Annotated in this window: 14 protein-coding genes; 11 read left to right on the top strand and 3 right to left on the bottom strand. The window is 69.7% G+C overall.

Annotation, left to right across the window (positions count from 1 at the left end; translation table 11 throughout):
* A partial coding sequence (locus tag NS331_RS02020) for an aminoglycoside phosphotransferase family protein (protein WP_058640352.1) occupies positions 1-955 on the top strand: 955 nt, incomplete at its 5' end.
* An 82-nt stretch (positions 956-1,037) separates the two neighbouring features.
* Here NS331_RS02020 and NS331_RS02015 read toward each other — a convergent pair.
* Complete coding sequence (locus tag NS331_RS02015; RefSeq protein WP_058640351.1) at positions 1,038-1,532, bottom strand: NUDIX hydrolase; 495 nt, start codon at positions 1,530-1,532, stop codon at positions 1,038-1,040.
* Positions 1,533-1,685: 153 nt separating this feature from the next.
* Positions 1,686-2,420: a response regulator transcription factor gene (locus tag NS331_RS02010; RefSeq protein WP_058640350.1), complete on the bottom strand. Its 735-nt coding sequence runs from the start codon at positions 2,418-2,420 to the stop codon at positions 1,686-1,688.
* Between the two features lie 225 nt (positions 2,421-2,645).
* Here NS331_RS02010 and NS331_RS02005 point away from each other — a divergent pair, with 225 nt between their 5' ends.
* The 10 genes from NS331_RS02005 to NS331_RS01965 all read left to right on the top strand — a co-directional run bounded on the left by NS331_RS02005 (position 2,646) and on the right by NS331_RS01965 (position 15,915).
* Entirely contained in the window at positions 2,646-3,791 is a 1,146-nt protein-coding gene (locus NS331_RS02005) for a Re/Si-specific NAD(P)(+) transhydrogenase subunit alpha (RefSeq protein WP_058640349.1), read from the top strand.
* Positions 3,792-3,810: 19 nt separating this feature from the next.
* On the top strand, positions 3,811-4,146 hold the full coding sequence (locus NS331_RS02000) for an NAD(P) transhydrogenase subunit alpha part 2 (protein ID WP_058640348.1): 336 nt from the start codon (positions 3,811-3,813) through the stop codon (positions 4,144-4,146).
* Positions 4,147-4,150: 4 nt separating this feature from the next.
* On the top strand, positions 4,151-5,635 hold the full coding sequence (locus NS331_RS01995) for an NAD(P)(+) transhydrogenase (Re/Si-specific) subunit beta (RefSeq protein ID WP_058640347.1): 1,485 nt from the start codon (positions 4,151-4,153) through the stop codon (positions 5,633-5,635).
* 118 nt (positions 5,636-5,753) lie between these two features.
* Positions 5,754-7,433, top strand: a complete 1,680-nt coding sequence (locus NS331_RS01990) for a long-chain-fatty-acid--CoA ligase (RefSeq protein WP_058640346.1) — start codon at positions 5,754-5,756, stop codon at positions 7,431-7,433.
* Between the two features lie 154 nt (positions 7,434-7,587).
* Positions 7,588-9,942, top strand: coding sequence for a xanthine dehydrogenase family protein molybdopterin-binding subunit (locus NS331_RS01985; protein WP_058640345.1), 2,355 nt, complete (start codon positions 7,588-7,590; stop codon positions 9,940-9,942).
* A 139-nt stretch (positions 9,943-10,081) separates the two neighbouring features.
* The gene (locus tag NS331_RS01980) at positions 10,082-11,356 is read left to right on the top strand and encodes a glutamate-5-semialdehyde dehydrogenase (RefSeq protein ID WP_058640344.1); all 1,275 of its coding nucleotides are present in this window, start codon (positions 10,082-10,084) and stop codon (positions 11,354-11,356) included.
* A 110-nt stretch (positions 11,357-11,466) separates the two neighbouring features.
* Positions 11,467-12,768, top strand: coding sequence for a glutamate--cysteine ligase (gene gshA / locus NS331_RS01975; protein ID WP_058640343.1), 1,302 nt, complete (start codon positions 11,467-11,469; stop codon positions 12,766-12,768).
* Positions 12,769-12,932: 164 nt separating this feature from the next.
* The gene (locus tag NS331_RS01970) at positions 12,933-14,801 is read left to right on the top strand and encodes a potassium transporter Kup (protein WP_058640354.1); all 1,869 of its coding nucleotides are present in this window, start codon (positions 12,933-12,935) and stop codon (positions 14,799-14,801) included.
* 65 nt (positions 14,802-14,866) lie between these two features.
* Complete coding sequence (locus NS331_RS26955; RefSeq protein ID WP_206597308.1) at positions 14,867-15,070, top strand: hypothetical protein; 204 nt, start codon at positions 14,867-14,869, stop codon at positions 15,068-15,070.
* An 83-nt stretch (positions 15,071-15,153) separates the two neighbouring features.
* On the top strand, positions 15,154-15,915 hold the full coding sequence (locus tag NS331_RS01965) for a TSUP family transporter (RefSeq protein WP_058640342.1): 762 nt from the start codon (positions 15,154-15,156) through the stop codon (positions 15,913-15,915).
* Positions 15,916-15,946: 31 nt separating this feature from the next.
* Here the strand turns inward: NS331_RS01965 and mrdA are convergent.
* Positions 15,947-17,901 (bottom strand): penicillin-binding protein 2 (mrdA, locus tag NS331_RS01960; RefSeq protein WP_153012711.1); only part of this gene is annotated, 1,955 nt, incomplete at its 5' end.

Below are 17,901 nucleotides of genomic sequence, written 5' to 3'. Positions count from 1 at the left end.
TGTGTATAAGGGACAGAGCGCGGCTACCTGCACGAATGGCCGGGCGTCCTCTTGCGCGGGCGTGTCGCGCATCGTGATGGACGCCCCGCCCGCGCAGGAGGACGCCCGGCCCTTCGTGCAGGTGGCCGCGCTGATGCGCGAGGCCGGCCTGCGCGTGCCCGAGGTGCTGGCCTGGGACGAGGCCCACGGCTTCCTGCTGCTGGACGACCTGGGCCGCCACACGCTGCTGGAGGTGATCGACCACGAACGGCCCCTGGCCAGCCTGCCGCACTACGAGCAGGCCATCGACGCGCTGGTCCGGTGGCAGGTGGCCTCGCGCCCCGGCGTGCTGCCGGCCTACGACGAGGCGCTGCTGCGCCGCGAACTGGCCCTCTTTCCCGACTGGTACCTGGCCCGCCACCGTGGCGTGACGCTGGAAGGCGCGGACCTGCAGACCTTCCAGCAGGCCTGCGACCTGATCGTGCGCAGCAACCTGGCGGCGCCGGCGGTGTACGTGCACCGGGACTTCATGCCGCGCAACCTGATGGTCGGGGACGATCCGACGCAGCTTGGCGTGCTGGACTTCCAGGACGCGGTGTACGGCCCCATCACCTACGACATCGCCTGCCTGATGCGCGACGCCTTCCTGAGCTGGGAGGAGGATTTCGTGCTCGACGTGACGGTGCGCTACTGGCAGGCCGCTCGCAAGGCCGGGCTGCCGGTCGGCGAGGACTTCGGCGAGTTCTACCGCGCCGTCGAATGGATGGGCCTGCAGCGCCACCTGAAGGTGGCCGGCATCTTCGCGCGCCTGACGCTGCGTGACGGCAAGCCGAAGTACCTGGCGGATGCGCCGCGCTTCATCGGCTACATCCGCGCCACCGCCGGTCGCTACCGCGAACTGACGCCGCTGCTGCGGCTAGTCGACCGCATCGAGGGCACCGAGGCACCGACGGGCTTCATGTACGGCCGGCCCTGAGCGACAGCGGGACGGGGGGCCGGGCCGTTGCGCGGCCAGGGCGGCCCGCCGCGCCGAGGCCGGGCAGCGGCGCGCGGCGCCGTCAGGCCGGCCCGGGTGCGTGCACCGAGGGATCGGTGTGGATCAGGTCCAGCGGATGGCGCTGGCCGGCCAGGTAGTCCTCCACGCACTGCAGCAGCAGCGGGCTGCGGTGGCGCGCCACGCTGGCGCGGATCTCCTGCGGCGTCATCCACAACGTGCGGACGATGCCCTCGTCCAGCGCCCGCGCCGGATCGTGCGCGCCCACCTCGCCGGCGAAGGCGAAGCGCAGGTAGGTGATGTCGGTGTCGCCCTCGTCGCCGGGCGTGCGGCGCTCGAAGCGGGCCATGTAGATGCCGACGATGGCGGTGGGCGTGAAGGCGTGGGCGGTTTCCTCGAGCGCCTCGCGGGCGCAGCCCTCGGCGGGCGTCTCGCCGGCCTCCAGGTGGCCGGCCGGCGTGTTCAGCCGCAGGCCGCCGTCGGTGTGCTCTTCCACCAGCAGGAAGCGGCCATCCTTCTCGATGACCGCGGCCACGGTCACATTGGGTCTCCAGCGCATGGGGCGTCCTTCAGGGTCGGTGCCGCCGGCTGCGGCCCGGCGCCGCGCCGACGAAGCGGCGGCGCGTGCGCAAAGCGGGCGACTGTAGCGCGTCCGGGCAGCCCGTGGCGTGCATGCCGATGCGCGGGTGCTACCCGCCCGGCGGGCCACGGCTCAGACGGGCGCGCCGGTGCCTGCACCGCTCGGTGTGAGCGCGGTGGGCCCGTCCACCACCTCCAGCCGGTAGCCGACGCCGTAGATGGCCGACAGCACGTAGCCGCACTGCGGCCGCAGATCCAGCTTGTGGCGGATGCGCGAGACGTGGGTGTCGAGCGAGCGCGAGCCGTCGTCGCGCACCGTGCCCCACAGCGTGGCATGCAGGTAGTCGCGGCTCAGCAGCCGGCCCTGGTTCTGGAACAGCAGCAGCGCCAGCGCGTACTCGCGGCTCTTGAGTTCGACGGGCCGTCCGTCCTTGAGCAGCATCCGGGCGGCGGGCAGGAAGCGGTAGCGGCCGAAGTCCTGCGGCGGATCGGCGGTGGCCAGCAACTGCGCGCGGCGCAGCAGGGCCTGGACGCGCGCCTGCAGCTCGGGCAGGCGCAACGGCTTGCCGACCAGGTCGTCGGCACCGGCGCCCAGGGCCTCGATCAGGTCGGCCTCGGCCCGGCGATGGCTCATCAGCATGATGGGCAGCGTGAGACCCAGGTCGACGCGCAGGCGCTGCAGGAAGGCGCCATCGGCCAGGTCGGGCTGGTCCCAGTCGAGCAGCAACAGGTGGAAGCCCTCCCCCATCAACGCCGGCAGCAGGGTGTGCTGCCCGGTGAAACAGCGGCAGTCGTGGCCGGCCTGCGCCAGCGCCTCGCCGATGAGCTGTTGCTGTGCGGAAGCCGCGTCCAGTACGGCGATGCGCATTCGATCCTCCCGGACCGTTCGGACGGCCCTCTTCTTTAAATATCGTCCTGCGGTGCGGACCGCGCGCCATGCTAGCGGTGCGGCGACGGATGCCAAAGGAACTTGTGCACATTTCTCCGCGCAACGGCATGCGCTGTCGCTCAGGCGCCCTCGGCAGCGTCGAGTTCCTGTAAGCTTTGCCGCATTGGGGCGGCCTGGCCGCTGTGGTGACGAGGAGATTCCAAGATGCTGATCGGAGTGCCCGCCGAGTGCGTGGCCGGTGAATCGCGCGTGGCCGTCACGCCCGAGACCGCCAAGAAGCTGGTGGCCCAGGGCCATCAGGTGCTGATCCAGTCCGGCGCCGGGTTGGCGGCCAGCGCCCCCGATGCCGCCTACGAAACCGCCGGGGCGCAGACCACGGATGCCGCGGGTGCGCTGGGCGCCGACGTGGTGCTCAAGGTCCGCGCGCCCAGCGAGGCCGAATGCGCCGCCATGAAGCCGGGCACGGTCGTGGTCGGCATGCTCAATCCCCACGACGCACCCGGCCTGCAGCGGTTGGCCGCCGCCGGGCTGACGGCCTTCGCGCTGGAGGCCGCACCGCGCACCACGCGCGCCCAGAGCATGGACGTGCTCTCCAGCCAGGCCAACATCGCCGGCTACAAGGCCGTGATGATGGCGGCCAATGCCTACCAGCGCTTCTTCCCGATGCTGATGACAGCCGCCGGCACCGTGAAGGCGGCCCGCGTGGTGGTGCTGGGCGTGGGCGTGGCCGGACTGCAGGCCATCGCCACGGCCAAGCGCCTGGGCGCGGTGATCGAGGCCAGCGACGTGCGGCCCAGCGTCAAGGAACAGGTCGAGTCGCTGGGCGCCAGATTCATCGACGTGCCCTACGAGACGCAGGAGGAGCGCGAGGCCGCCGAGGGCGTGGGCGGCTATGCGCGGCCCATGCCGGCGAGCTGGCTGACCCGCCAGCAGGCCGAGGTGGCCAAGCGGGTGGCGCAGGCCGACGTGGTGATCTCGACGGCCCTCATCCCCGGCCGGCCGGCGCCCACCCTGATCACCGAGGCCATGGTGCAGGCCATGAAGCCCGGCGCGGTGATCGTGGACATCGCCGCCGGCCGCGGGCCCGACGTCCATGGCGGCATGACCGGCGGCAACTGCCCGCTGACCGAGGCCGACCGCACCGTCGTGCGCCATGGCGTGACGATCATCGGCGAGACCAACCTGCCCGCGCTGGTGGCGGCCGACGCCTCGGCGCTGTATGCCCGCAACGTGCTGGACTTCCTCAAGCTGATCCTGCCCAAGGAGGGCGGGATCAGGATCGACCTCGAGGACGACATCGTCGCCGCCTGCCGCGTCGCGCAGGACGGGCAGGTGACCCGCAAGGCTTGACCGAGAAGGAACGCGGACCATGGACATCGTCAACCCGACCCTCATCAACCTCACCATCTTCGTGCTGGCCATCTACGTCGGCTACCACGTGGTGTGGACCGTCACGCCCGCGCTGCACACGCCGCTGATGGCCGTGACCAACGCCATCTCGGCCATCGTCATCGTCGGCGCCATGCTGGCGGCGGCGCTCACCACCACGCCGCTGGGCAAGGTGATGGGCGTGGCGGCGGTGGCGCTGGCGGCTGTGAACGTCTTCGGCGGCTTCCTGGTCACGCGCCGGATGCTGGAGATGTTCAGGAAGAAGGAGCGCAAGGCGCCCGCTTCCGCAACCGGCACCGGCACCGAGGGGAAGTGACGCCATGTCGATGAACCTCGTCACGCTGCTCTACCTGGTGGCCAGCGTCTGCTTCATCCAGGCGCTCAAGGGCCTGTCGCATCCCACCACCTCGATTCGCGGCAACGTCTTCGGCATGGTGGGTATGGCCATTGCCGTGCTGACCACGGCGGCGCTGATCGTGCGCCTGGCCGGCTCGCCGCTGGGCCTGGGCTGGGTGCTGGTGGGCCTGGTGATCGGCGGCGGTGCCGGCGCCTTCATGGCCCAGCGGGTGGAGATGACCAAGATGCCCGAGCTGGTCGCCTTCATGCACAGCATGATCGGCTTGGCAGCGGTGTTCATCGCCGTGGCGGCGGTGGTGGAGCCCTGGGCCTTCGGCATCGTGCCGGCACCGGTGGCCGCCCGGGCCACCTACACCACGCCGGCGGGCACGCTGTTCGTCGACGGCTTCGCGCGCGCACCGATTCCCTTCGGCAACCGGCTGGAGCTGTTCCTGGGCGCGGCCATCGGCGCCATCACCTTCAGCGGCTCGGTGATCGCCTTCGGCAAGCTGTCGGGCAAGTACAAATTCCGCCTGTTCCAGGGCGCGCCGGTGCAGTTCAGAGGCCAGCATGCGCTGAACCTGGTGCTGGGCCTGGCGACCATCGGCCTGGGCCTGGTCTACGTGGCCACCGAGAGCTGGAGCGCCTTCCTGCTGATGCTGGCGCTCGCCTTCGTGATGGGCGTGCTGATCATCATCCCCATCGGCGGGGCGGACATGCCGGTGGTGGTGTCGATGCTCAACAGCTATTCGGGCTGGGCGGCGGCGGGCATCGGCTTCTCGCTCAACAACAGCATGCTGATCATCGCCGGCTCGCTGGTGGGCAGCTCGGGCGCGATCCTGAGCTACATCATGTGCAAGGCCATGAACCGCTCCTTCTTCAGCGTGATCCTGGGCGGCTTCGGCGGCGAGGCCACGACGGCCACGGCCGGCGGCGCGGTGCAGCGCCCGGTCAAGAGCGGCAGCGCGGACGACGCCGCCTTCGTGCTGGGCAATGCCGAGACGGTGATCATCGTGCCGGGCTACGGCCTGGCCGTGGCGCGGGCCCAGCATGCCGTGAAGGAACTGGCGCAGAAGCTCAGCGACAGGGGCATCACCGTGAAGTACGCCATCCACCCGGTGGCCGGCCGCATGCCCGGCCACATGAACGTGCTGCTGGCCGAGGCCGAGGTGCCCTACGACCAGGTCTTCGAGATGGAGGACATCAACGGCGAGTTCGGCCAGGCCGACGTGGCCATCATCCTGGGCGCCAACGACGTGGTGAACCCGGCCGCGCACACCAAGGGCAGCCCGATCTACGGCATGCCGATCCTGGAGGCCTACAAGGCCAAGACGGTGATCGTGAACAAGCGCTCGATGGCGGCGGGCTACGCCGGCCTGGACAACGAGCTCTTCTACATGGACAAGACCATGATGGTCTTCGGCGACGCCAAGAAGGTGGTCGAAGAGATGATGAAGGCCGTGGAATAAGCCCGCTTTCGGCCCCGCAGCCGGTCTGCCCGCACCGGTTGCTTTGCTACGATTTCAAGAGCCTGGCCGCCGCCGCCGCAGCGGCCGCTTTTCATTACGGACCCTGGAGACTTCGCACATGACCGACCGCCCCTGGCTCAGCAGCTACCCGCCGGGCGTACCCGCCGACATCGACCCCGCGCAGTACGCCTCGCTGGTGGCGCTGATGGACGAGAGCTTCCGCAAGTACGCGGACCGGTCCGCCTACAGCTTCATGGGCAAGCTGGTGAGCTACGGCGAGGTGGACCGCGCCAGCCAGTCCTTCGCCGGCTACCTGCAGGGGCTGGGGCTGGCCAAGGGCGACCGGGTGGCGGTGATGATGCCCAACTGCCCGCAGTACCCCATCGCGGTGGCGGCCATCCTGCGCGCGGGCCTGATCCTGGTGAACGTGAACCCGCTGTACACGGCGCGCGAGCTGGAGCACCAGCTCAAGGACAGCGGCGCCAAGGCCATCGTCATCATGGAGAACTTCGCGAACACGCTGCAGAAGTGCATCGCGAATTCGATGGTCAAGCATGTGGTGCTGGCGTCCATGGGCGACCGGCTGGGCATGCTCAAGGGCGCCATCGTCAACTACGTGGTGCGCCACGTGAAGAAGCTGGTGCCGGCCTTCAGCCTGCCTGGTGCGGTGCGCTTCAACGACGCGCTGTCGCAGGGCCGCCGCCGCGGCCTGCAGGCCCCCAGCATCGCGGCCGACGACGTGGCGGTGCTGCAGTACACCGGCGGCACCACCGGCGTGAGCAAGGGCGCCGTGCTCCTGCACCGCAACGTGATCGCCAACGTGCTGCAGTCCGAGGCCTGGAACGCGCCCGTGATGCAGCGCGTGCCGCAGGGCGAGCAGCCCACCAGCGTGTGCGCGCTGCCGCTGTACCACATCTTCGCCTTCACGGTCGGCATGATGCTGTCGATGCGCACGGGCGGGCTGCTGATCCTCATCCCCAATCCGCGCGACCTGGCGGCCACGCTCAAGGATCTCTCCAAGCATCGCATCCACAGCTTCCCGGCGGTCAACACGCTGTTCAACGGCCTGGCCAACCATCCGGACTTCAACACGGTGGACTGGCGCCATCTCAAGATCTCGGTCGGCGGCGGCATGGCCGTGCAGAGCGCCGTGGCCAAGCTCTGGCTGGACAAGACCGGCTGCCCGATCTGCGAGGGCTATGGCCTGTCGGAAACCTCGCCTTCGGCCACCTGCAACCCGACCACCAGCCAGGAATACACCGGCACCATCGGCGTGCCGCTGCCCAGCACCGACATCACGCTGCTCGACGATGCCGGCCACCCGGTGCCGCTGGGCCAGGTGGGCGAGATCGCGCTGCGCGGCCCGCAGGTGATGGCCGGCTACTGGCAGCGCCCGGACGAGACGGCCAAGGTCATGACCGAGGACGGCTGGTTCAAGACCGGCGACCTGGGCGTGATGGACGCGCGCGGCTACACCAAGATCGTGGACCGCAAGAAGGACATGGTGCTGGTCAGCGGCTTCAACGTGTATCCCAACGAGGTCGAGGACGTGGTCGCCACCCTGCCCGGCGTGCTCGAATGCGCCGTGGTGGGCGTGCCCGACGACAAGACGGGCGAGGCCGTCAAGCTGGTGATCGTGAAGAAGGACCCGGCCCTCACCGAGGAACAGGTGCGCAGCTTCTGCCACGACAACCTGACCGGCTACAAGCGGCCCAAGGTCATCGAGTTCCGCACCGACCTGCCCAAGACGCCCGTGGGCAAGATCCTGCGGCGCGAACTGCGCGACGCGCGCAAGTAGACCGGACCCAGGCGAGACAGGGCGGCCCGGCGCTTGCATGGCGCCAGCGCCGCCCACTCGCCCGACGGCCACGGCCGGTGCCGCAAGCAGGCCCCGCGGCCGAGCGCGTACAACGGCGGCGGTACGTGCAAGACATGCCATCCACGGAGACAACATGCTGGACAACGCGCATTCCCCCACTTCGACGTCCACCCCTTCCGCCGGCCGCTTCGGCAGCGGCCAGGCCGTGCGCCGCCTGGAAGATGAAGCCCTGCTCGCCGGCCGCGGCCGCTACACCGACGACATCCGGCCGCCGGACTGCGCCGCGCTGGCCTTCCAGCGCTCGCCGCATCCGCATGCGCGCATCCGCAGCATCGATGCGGAGGCGGCGCGTGCCCTGCCCGGCGTGCTCGCCGTGTACACCGGCGCCGACCTGATCGCGCAGGGCGTCAAGCCCATTCCCAGCGTGGCCGGCTTCGCCCGCGCCGACGGCTCGCCCGCCGTGACGCCGGCCCGCCTGCCGCTGGCGCACGAGGTGGTGCGCTTCGTCGGCGAGCCGGTGGTGGCCGTCGTCGCCAGCTCGCTGCAGGCCGCCAAGGACGCGGCCGAGGCCGTGTGGGTGGACTACGAGGACCTGCCCGCCATCCCCACCCTGGACGCGGCGCTGGCCCCGGATGCAGCGGCCCTGTGCGAGGCCGCGCCCGACAACATCAGCGCCGAGATGCGCCACGGCGATGCCGAGGCCGCGGCCCGCGCCTTCGCTCAGGCTGCGCACGTCGTCGAACTCGTCATCGACAACCAGCGCGTCGCCGCCGTCACGCTGGAGCCGCGCGCCGTGCTGGCCGAGGTCGACGCCCAGGACGGCCGCCTCAGCCTGCAGATGAGCACCCAGATGCCCACCGGCGTGCGCGGCACCCTGGCCACGGTGCTCGGCCTGCCGGCCGAGCAGATCCGCGTGCGCGTGAGCGACGTCGGTGGCGGCTTCGGCATGAAGACCGGCCTCTACCCCGAGGACGCTGTGGTCGCGTTTGCCGCCAAGTCGCTGGGCCGCGGCGTCAAGTGGACCGGCGAGCGCTCCGAGGAATTCCTCACCACCACCCATGGCCGCGACGTGCGGGCCCGCGCCGCCATGGCGCTGGACGCCGACGGCCGCGTGCTCGCCCTGCGCGTGCACAGCGATGCCAACGTGGGCGCGTATCCGACGGGCACCGGCGTGGCCATCCAGCTGCTGATCGGGCCCTGGGTGCAGACCAGCGTCTACGACATCCCGGTAATCGACTTCCACTTCCGCGCCGTGATGACCAACCAGGCGCCCACCGGCGCCTACCGCGGCGCCGGCCGGCCCGAAGCCATCTTCGCCATCGAGCGGCTGATGGACGAGGCCGCGCGGCAGACCGGCATCGACCGCGTGGCGCTGCGCCGGCGCAACTTCATCCGCCCGGAGCAGATGCCCTACACCAACCCGATGCGCCAGACCTACGACACCGGCGCCTTCGAGCACATGATGGATCGGGGCCTGGCCTTCGCCGACTGGGCGGGCTTCGACGCCCGCGCCGCCGAGTCGGCCCAGCGCGGCCTGTGGCGCGGCCTGGGCCTCGCCACCTTCCTGGAATGGACCGGCGGCAACGTCTTCGAGGAGCGCGTCACGGTCGAGGTGCAGGCCGACGGCGTCATCGAGGTCTATTCGGCCGTCAACGCCATGGGCCAGGGCATCGCCACCACGCTGGCACAGCTGGTGGTGGACGCCTTCGGCGTGCCCATCGAGCAGGTGCGCGTGGTGCTGGGCGACACCGACCGCGGCAACGGCTTCGGCAGCGCGGGCTCGCGCTCGCTGTTCACCGGCGGCTCGGCCATGCGCACGGGCGCCGACCGGACGCTGGCTCGCGGCCGCGAGCTGGCGGCCGAGGCGCTGGAGGCTGCCGCCGCCGACATCGACTACGGCCAGGGCCGCTTCACCGTGCGCGGCACCGACCTGGGCATCGGCCTGTTCGAGCTGGCCGGCCGCCAGGCCGAGGGCCGCATCTTCGTGGACTCGACCAGCAAGGTGGACGGGCCCACCTGGCCCAACGGCTGCCATGTCTGCGAGGTCGAGGTCGATCCGCAGACCGGCGACGTCGCCGTGGTGGCCTATGCCTCGGTCAACGACGTCGGCCGTGTGGTCAACCCGATGATCGTGCGCGGCCAGCTCGACGGCGGCGCGGTGCAGGGCATCGGCCAGGCGCTGCTGGAGCAGGTGGTCTACGACGAAGCCACCGGCCAGCTGGTGACAGGCAGCCTGATGGACTACGCACTGCCGGTGGCCGGCACGGCACCCGACTTCCGCACCGAGATGGACGAGTCCGTGCCCTGCAAGAACAACCCGCTGGGCGTGAAAGGCGTCGGCGAGCTGGGCACCATCGGCGCCACGCCGGCGGTGGTGAACGCGGTGGCCGATGCGCTCGCGCGCAACGGACGCGGCGCGCTCGCACCCCGTCTGCAGATGCCGCTGACGCCGGTGCGGGTCTGGTCGCTGCTGCAGCAGGCGGATTGAGAGGCTGGGCGTTCGGGCCGGGCTTCGACAGGCTCAGCCCGAACGGTGCGAGGGCGGCGGGCCTCCGCAAGCTTCGGCCGAAGCAGCAGCGATCCCCTCGCCTCGCCCGGGTCGAGGGCCCGATGAGAAAATCGCGCCCATGAACGCGATCTCCACCCTCGAACTGATGAACACGCTGGGCGCCCAGGCGCGCGCGGCGTCGGCGCAGATGGCCAAGGCCAGTGCCGCAGCCAAGGCCCGCGCGCTGCGCAGCCTGGCCGAGCGACTGCGGGCGAGCGTGGAGCCGCTGGCCGAGCACAACGCCCGCGACCTGGAGCGCGCCCGCACCGCCGGCCTGGCCGAGCCGATGGTGGACCGCCTCAAGCTCACGCCCAAGGTCATCGCCACCTGCGCAGAGGGCTGCGAGCAGCTGGCCGCCATGCCCGACGTGATCGGCGAGTTCATCGGCATGAAGCAGCAGCCCAGCGGCATCCGCGTGGGCCAGATGCGGGTGCCCATCGGCGTGTTCGGCATGATCTACGAGAGCCGCCCGAACGTGACCATCGAGGCGGCCAGCCTGGCGATCAAGAGCGGCAACGCCGCCATCCTGCGCGGCGGGTCCGAAGCCATCGATTCCAACAAGGCCCTGGCCGTCCTGGTACGCGCCGCCCTTCTGGACGCCGGCCTGCCCGAAGACGCCGTGCAGCTGGTGCCCACCACCGACCGCGACGCCGTCGGCCGCCTGGTCGCCATGCCCGAGTACGTGGACGTGATCATCCCGCGCGGCGGCAAGGGGCTGATCGAGCGCATCAGCCGCGAGGCGCGAGTGCCGGTCATCAAGCACCTGGACGGCAACTGCCACACCTTCGTCGATGCCAGCGCCGACCTGGACATGGCCGTCACCCTGGTCGACAACGCCAAGACGCAGAAGTACAGCCCCTGCAATGCGACCGAAGGCCTGCTGGTGGCCCGCGCCATCGCGCCGGCCTTCCTGCCGCGCATCGGCGCCGTCTTCGCCGCCAAGGGCGTGGAGATGCGCTGCGACGCCGAGGCCGCGGCCCTGCTGGCCGGCCAGCCCCGCGTGGTGGCCGCCACCGAGCAGGACTGGTCCGAGGAATACCTGGCGCCGATCATCAGCATCAAGCTGGTGGACGGCGTGGACGAGGCCATCGCCCACATCAACCGCTATTCCAGCCATCACACCGATGCCATCGTCACCAACGACCACAGCCATGCGCAGCGTTTCCTACGCGAGGTCGACTCGGCCAGCGTGATGGTGAATGCGAGCACGCGCTTCGCAGACGGCTTCGAATACGGGCTGGGCGCCGAAATCGGCATCAGCACCGACAAGTTCCATGCCCGCGGGCCGGTCGGCATCGAGGGGCTGACCTCGCTCAAGTACATCGTCCTGGGCCAGGGCGAGATCCGCCAATAGCCCGTCTGCGTACCAGAAAGCGGGCGCTGGGCTGTCACGGGACGGCCAGGCCGGCTGCCTACAATCGCCGGTCCGCCTCTGGCCGCAAACCCGCATAACAAGGCAGCCGCATGGTTCCGCATCTCGTCACCGCCCTGACCGGCCCGATCAACGAACTGGAGCAGCGCATCCTCGACGGCATGCCCGCCATCGAGCGCTGGTTCCGGCTCGAGTGGATGGAGCACACCCCGCCCTTCTACACGGCGGTGGACGTGCGCAACGCCGGCTTCAAGCTGGCGCCGGTGGACGCCAACTTCTTCCCCGGCGGCTGGAACTATCTGACCACCGAGATGCTGCCGCTGGCAGTGCAGGCCGCTCAGGCGGCCATCGAGAAGATCTGCCCCGAGGCGCGCAACCTGCTCGTCATTCCGGAAAACCGCGGCCGCAACACCTCGTACATGGCCAACGTGGCCCAGCTGGTGCGCATCTTCCAGATGGCCGGCCTGAACGTGCGCGTCGGCTCCATCGACCCGGCCGTGAAGTCGCCCAAGAAGGTGGATCTGCCCGACGGCAGCACCGTCTGCCTGGAGCCCGTGGTGCGCACCAAGCGCCGCCTGGGACTGAAGAACTTCGACCCCTGCACCATCCTGCTCAACACCGACCTGGCGGCCGGCACGCCCGGCATCCTGGAAGACCTGCACGAGCAGTACCTGCTGCCGCCGCTGCACGCCGGCTGGTCGGTGCGGCGCAAGAGCAACCACCTGCACAGCTACGAGGAAGTCTCCAAGCGCTTCGGCAAGCTGCTGGGCATCGACCCGTGGCTGATCCAGTCGATCTATGCCCGTGCAGAAGGCGTGGACCTGGCGCGCGGCAAGGGCGTCGAGGGCCTGACGGCCGCGGTCGACCAGGTGCTGACCAAGGTGCGCCGCAAGTACAAGGAATACGGCATCAACGAGAAGCCCTTCGTCATCGTCAAGAGCGAGAACGGGGCCAGCAGCCTGCCGATTTCCACCATCCGCGACGTCAAGGAGCTCGAGGCCCTGACGAAGAAGCCCCGCCAGAAAGCCATGGCCGGCGCCACCACCGACGACGCCGGCCCGACCGACGTGATCGTGCAGGAAGGCGTGCTGACCCGCGAGCGGGTGCACGACGGCATGGCCGAGCCGGTGGTCTACATGATGGACCGCTACGTGGTGGGCGGCTTCTACCGCGTGCACCCCGACCGCGGCGCTGACGAGAGCCTGGCCCTGCCGGGCGCCAGCTTCGTGCCGCTGGCCTTCTCGCAGAGCGGCCACCTGCCCCAGCCGGGGGCCAAGCCGGGCGCCAGCGCGCCCAACCGCTTCTACATGTACGGCGTGATCGGCCGCCTGGCCATGGTGGCCGCCTCCTACGAGCTGGAGGCCACCAACCCCGAGGCCGAGGTCTACGAATGACCCGCTGCCCGGCCGCGGCCCGCACGGGCTTGCGGTGACGCGGGCGGCGCGCACAATCCACGGTTCCACAGCAACGGAAGAAAACGAGGGCGAAGCCGGCTCTCCGGCGCCCCTCGGGCGGCCGGCGGGCGCCGGTGCGGCCCGGCCTTTTTCCCCGCCATTTCGTGTCTGCCTCCAAGTCTTCCATGCCGGCGCTCGTGCTCGGCGCCATCGGCATCGTCTATGGCGACATCGGCACCAGCGTGCTGTACGCCATCAAGGAAATCTTCGGCCACGGCCACGTGCCCTTCACCATCGAGAACGTGTACGGCATGCTCTCGATGATCTTCTGGACGATGACCATCATCGTCTCGCTGAAGTACGTGGTGCTGGTGCTGCGCGCCGACAACGAGGGCGAAGGCGGCCTGGTGGCCATGCTGGCGCTGGCCTCGCGCGCCGTGGCCGACAAGCCGCGCCTGCGCAACGGCATGCTGGCGCTGGGCATCTTCGGCACCGCCCTCTTCTATGGCGACGGCGTGATCACGCCCGCCATTTCGGTGCTGTCGGCGGTCGAGGGCCTGGAGGTGGTGTCGCCGCACTTCACCGGCTACGTCATCCCGATCACGCTGGTGGTGCTGTTCTGCCTGTTCGCGGTGCAGAAGCGCGGCACGGCCGGCATCGGCCGCTTCTTCGGGCCGATCACCCTGACCTGGTTCGGCGTGCTGGCGCTGCTGGGCGTGGCGCAGATCCTGACGCATCCCGAGATCCTCAAGGCCGTCAGCCCGCATTACATGCTGGGCTTCATCTGGGACAACCCGGGCACCAGCTTCGTGATCCTGGGCGCCACGGTGCTGTGCGTGACCGGCGCCGAGGCGCTGTATGCCGACATGGGCCATTTCGGCAAGGGGCCGATCCGCATCGCCTGGTTCTCGGTGGTGATGCCGGCGCTGGTGCTCAACTACTTCGGCCAGGGCGCGCTGCTGCTGGGCGACCCGAGCGCCGTGAAGAACCCCTTCTTCCTGATGGCGCCCGACTGGGCCGTGGTGCCGGTGGTGCTGCTGGCCACGGCCGCCACGGTGATCGCCTCGCAGGCCATGCTCACCGGCGCCTTCAGCGTCACGCGGCAGGTGATCCAGCTGGGCTATTTGCCGCGGCTGCGCATCGAGCACACCAGCGCGCGCTCGGCCGGGCAGATCTACATTCCCTTCATCAACTGGTCGCTGTTCGTGGCGATCGTGCTGGCGGTGGTCATGTTCCGCAGCTCCAGCAACCTGGCGGCGGCCTACGGCATCGCGGTGACGACCGACATGCTGATCACGACCATGCTCACCTTCTTCGTGATCCGCTACGCCTGGAAGCTGCCGCTCGTGCTGTGCATCGGCGCCACGGTCACCTTCTTCGTCATCGACTTCGCCTTCTTCGCCTCCAACCTGCTCAAGCTGCCGCAGGGCGGCTGGTTCACGGTGATGATCGGCCTGGGCATGTTCACGCTGATGATGACCTGGAAGCGCGGCCGCAGCCTGATGGCGGATGCCCAGCGCGCCGACGCCATCGACCTGCGCAGCTTCCTGGAGGCCGTGTTCGTGAGCCCGCCGGCTCGGGTCGAGGGCACGGCGGTCTTTCTCACGTCGGAGGCCGGCGTCGTGCCGACGGCGCTGCTGCACAACCTCAAGCACAACAAGGTGCTGCACGAGCAGAACCTGTTCGTCACCGTGCGCAACCACGAGGTGCCCTGGGTGCCGATGGAGCGGCGGGTGGAGATGGAGCCGCTGGGCCACCACTGCTGGCAGATCACCATCCACTACGGCTTCAAGAACGACATCGACCTGCCCCGCGCGCTGGAGCAGGCCAGGCTGCGCGGCTGCCAGCTGGAGCGCATGACGACCAGCTACTTCATCTCGCGCGACACGGTGATCCCGACGCTGGGCAGCGGCATGGCCCCCTGGCGCGAGAAGCTGTTCGCCCAGATGCACCACAACGCCAGCGGCGTGGCCGACTTCATGAGCCTGCCCAACAACGCGGTGGTGGAGCTGGGCTCCAAGATCGAAATCTGACAAGGCGTGAGCGAGCCCGTACGCGGACGGGCGCCGCCTGGATTCGCGGCCACGGGTTACTCCTAATGCACTACCCCGGTGCAGGACCTAAAGTTCGACCACTCGCAGCAGGCACCGCCCTGCTGATGCGCGAGGGTCTGAGGAGACAAATTCAGAAAATCAAGAACGAAGAGAGATTCCAAGGGCCTCCGTTCATCGAGAAGCCGAACATTTTTGAAAGCGCCGCAACTGCGGCGCTTTTTTTTGCCCCGGCCGCCGCGAGCCGCTGAACCAATCGCTCTTCGATCCCGCGTGTCTTCGCCGCCGAATGCTCTCAAATAGATAGCAATTTCGCTGCGACAATGCCGCCCCTATGATCGAGTGGGCTTGGATGGCAGTGGCCTCGCTGACGGCGGGCTTCATGGACGCAATCGTCGGCGGCGGCGGCCTGGTGCTGGTGCCGGCCCTGTTCGCCGCCTTTCCCGACACCGCCGGCGCGACGCTGCTGGGCACCAACAAGAGCGCCTCGGTCTGGGGCACGATGGCGTCGGCGGCGCAGTACGTGCGACGCGTGCACTTGCGCTGGCGCCCCCTGGCGCTGGCGGCCCTGCTGGCCTTCGGCGGCTCGCTTGCCGGCGCCTGGGTGGTCACCTGGGTGCCCACCGACGCCCTGCGCAAGGCACTGCCGGTCATCCTCGGCGCCCTGCTGCTCTACACCCTGGCGCGCAAGGACCTGGGCCTGACGCACCGACCGCGCTTCAGCGGCACCGCCGAACTGGTGGCCACCGGCGCGGTGGGGCTGCTGCTGGGCTTCTACGACGGCTTCTTCGGGCCGGGCACGGGTAGCTTCCTGATCTTCCTGTTCGTGCGCTGGCTGGGCCACGACTTCCTGCATGCCTCGGCCAGCGCGAAGGTCATCAACATCATGACCAACCTGGGGGCGCTGCTGCTCTTCGGCCTGAAAGGCCACGTCATCTGGATGCTGGGGCTGACGATGGCGGTGGCCAACATCGCCGGCAGCCTGATCGGCACCCGCCTGGCGCTGCGGCATGGCGCCGGCTTCGTGCGCGGCGCCTTCATCGTGGTGGTGAGCGCCTTGATCTGCAAGACGGCGTACGACGCCTTCCTGCGCTGAGAAGGTGTGAACGACCCCGCGCCGCCCGGATTCAGGGCGCCGCAGCCGCCGACGCCGCCGCGGCGGACGGCAGCGCCACCTCCGTGGCCGGCAGCGGTTGCCCGATGGGCGCGGCCGCCTTGCCGGCGCGCACGGCGGCCATGTCCTGCTCGTTGGGGTACTGGCCCAGCAGCCAGTAGTCGAACACCCGGCGCACGATCGGCGCGGCGGCGGCGGCGCCGAAGCCGGCGTTCTCCACGATCAGGGCCAGCGCGATGCGCGGGTTCTCGGCCGGGGCGAAGGCGGCGAACAGGGAATGGTCGCGCTGGTGCTCCTCCAGCGCCTTGGCGTTGTACTTGACGTTCTGGCCCAGGCTCACGGCCTGGGCGGTGCCGGTCTTGCCGGCCGAGGTGTAGGGCGCGCCGGCGAAGATGCGCGTGCCGGTGCCGGCCTTGTTCACCGCCACCAGGCCGGCGCGCACGATGTCGATGTTCTTCGCCTTGTAGCCCAGGTTCTGGCCCGGCGGCTCGGGCACTTCCTGCACCTGGCCGGTGACGGTGTTCTTGATGGCCTTTACCAGATGCGGCCGGTACTTGGTGCCGCCGTTGGCCAGCGTCGCCTCGGCCAGCGCCAGCTGCAGCATGGTGAAGTTGTTGTAGCCCTGGCCGATGCCCAGCGACACCGTCTCGCCCGAATACCAGCGCCGCGTCTCCGGCCGCTTGTTGACGCTGCGCTTCCACTCGGTGCTGGGCAGCACGCCGCGCACCTCGCCGGGCAGGTCGATGCCGGTGATCTGGCCGAAGCCCAGCGGCTTCATGAAGTCGTGGATGGTGTCCACGCCCATGTCCACCGCCAGTGAATAGAAGTAGGTGTTGCTTGAGAACTGGATGGCCCGCACCATGTCCACGCCGCCCAGGCCGCCCTCGTGGCTGCGGAAGGTGTGGCCGCCGTAGGTGTAGAAGCCCGGGTCGTTCACCACCAGGGTGGGCGAACGCTTGCCGAGTTCCAGCGCGCCCAGCGCCATGAAAGGCTTGTAGGTGGAGCCCGGCGGATAGGTGCCGCGCAGCGCCCGGTTGAGCAGCGGCTTGTCGATGGATTCGTTGAGCGCCGCCCAGCTCTCGCTGTCGATGCCCTCGACGAAGAGGTTGGGATTGAAGGTCGGCTTGCTGACGAAGGCCAGCACTTCGCCGTTGCGCGGGTCGAGCGCGACCAGCGCGCCGCGGCGGTCGCCGAACATGTCCTCCACCAGCTTCTGCAGCTTGATGTCCAGCGACAGCATGACGGTGTTGCCGGGCGTGGCCGGATGGCTGGCCAGGCGGCGCACGGCGCGCCCGCCGGCCGAGGTCTCCATCTGCTCCACGCCCGTCTGGCCGTGCAGCACCTTCTCGTAGCTCTGCTCGATGCCCAGCTTGCCGATGTAGTCGGTGCCCTTGTAGTTGGCCTGGTCCTCCTCGGGCCAGTCCTCCATGGCGGCCTTCTCGCGCTGGTTGATGCGGCCGATGTAGCCCAGCACATGGCTGGCCAGCTCGCCCATGGGGTAGTTGCGGAACAGGCGCGCCTTGATCTCCACGCCCGGGAAGCGGTAGCGCTGGGCGGCGAAGCGGGCGACCTCCTCGTCGGTGAGGCGGGTGCGGATGGGGATGGAATCGAAGCTGCGCGAATCCTCGCGCAGGCGCTTGAAGCGGCGGCGGTCGCGGGGCTGGATCTCGACGATCTGGGCCAGCGCGTCGATGGTCTGCTCCAGGTCGCCGGCCTTGGAGGGCGTGATTTCCAGCGTGTAGGCCGAATAGTTGGAGGCCAGGACCACGCCGTTGCGGTCCAGGATCAGCCCGCGGTTGGGCACCACCGGCACCACCGCCGTGCGGTTGCTTTCGGCGCGCTCGGCCAGTTCCTCGTGGCGGGTGACCTGCAGGTGGAACAGCCGGAAGCCCAGCACCGCGAAGGCGCCCATCACCACGAGCGCGATCACCAGCACCCGGCGCCGGAAGCGCGCCAGGTCGGCGGCGA

The organism is Pseudacidovorax intermedius (assembly GCF_001476815.1).
GTDB lineage: Bacteria > Pseudomonadota > Gammaproteobacteria > Burkholderiales > Burkholderiaceae_C > Xenophilus > Xenophilus intermedius_A.
This window is presented reverse-complemented; position numbering and strand designations above follow the sequence as displayed.

Bases quoted from the DNA above. Each gene is read 5' to 3' on its own strand.
- NS331_RS02015 (WP_058640351.1), bottom strand. From the start codon at position 1,532: ATGCGCTGGAGACCCAATGTGACCGTGGCCGCGGTCATCGAGAAGGAT.
- NS331_RS02010 (WP_058640350.1), bottom strand. From the start codon at position 2,420: ATGCGCATCGCCGTACTGGACGCGGCTTCCGCACAGCAACAGCTCATC.
- NS331_RS02005 (WP_058640349.1), top strand. From the start codon at position 2,646: ATGCTGATCGGAGTGCCCGCCGAGTGCGTGGCCGGTGAATCGCGCGTG.
- NS331_RS02000 (WP_058640348.1), top strand. From the start codon at position 3,811: ATGGACATCGTCAACCCGACCCTCATCAACCTCACCATCTTCGTGCTG.
- NS331_RS01995 (WP_058640347.1), top strand. From the start codon at position 4,151: ATGTCGATGAACCTCGTCACGCTGCTCTACCTGGTGGCCAGCGTCTGC.
- NS331_RS01990 (WP_058640346.1), top strand. From the start codon at position 5,754: ATGACCGACCGCCCCTGGCTCAGCAGCTACCCGCCGGGCGTACCCGCC.
- NS331_RS01985 (WP_058640345.1), top strand. From the start codon at position 7,588: ATGCTGGACAACGCGCATTCCCCCACTTCGACGTCCACCCCTTCCGCC.
- NS331_RS01980 (WP_058640344.1), top strand. From the start codon at position 10,082: ATGAACGCGATCTCCACCCTCGAACTGATGAACACGCTGGGCGCCCAG.
- gshA (WP_058640343.1), top strand. From the start codon at position 11,467: ATGGTTCCGCATCTCGTCACCGCCCTGACCGGCCCGATCAACGAACTG.
- NS331_RS26955 (WP_206597308.1), top strand. From the start codon at position 14,867: ATGCACTACCCCGGTGCAGGACCTAAAGTTCGACCACTCGCAGCAGGC.
- NS331_RS01965 (WP_058640342.1), top strand. From the start codon at position 15,154: ATGATCGAGTGGGCTTGGATGGCAGTGGCCTCGCTGACGGCGGGCTTC.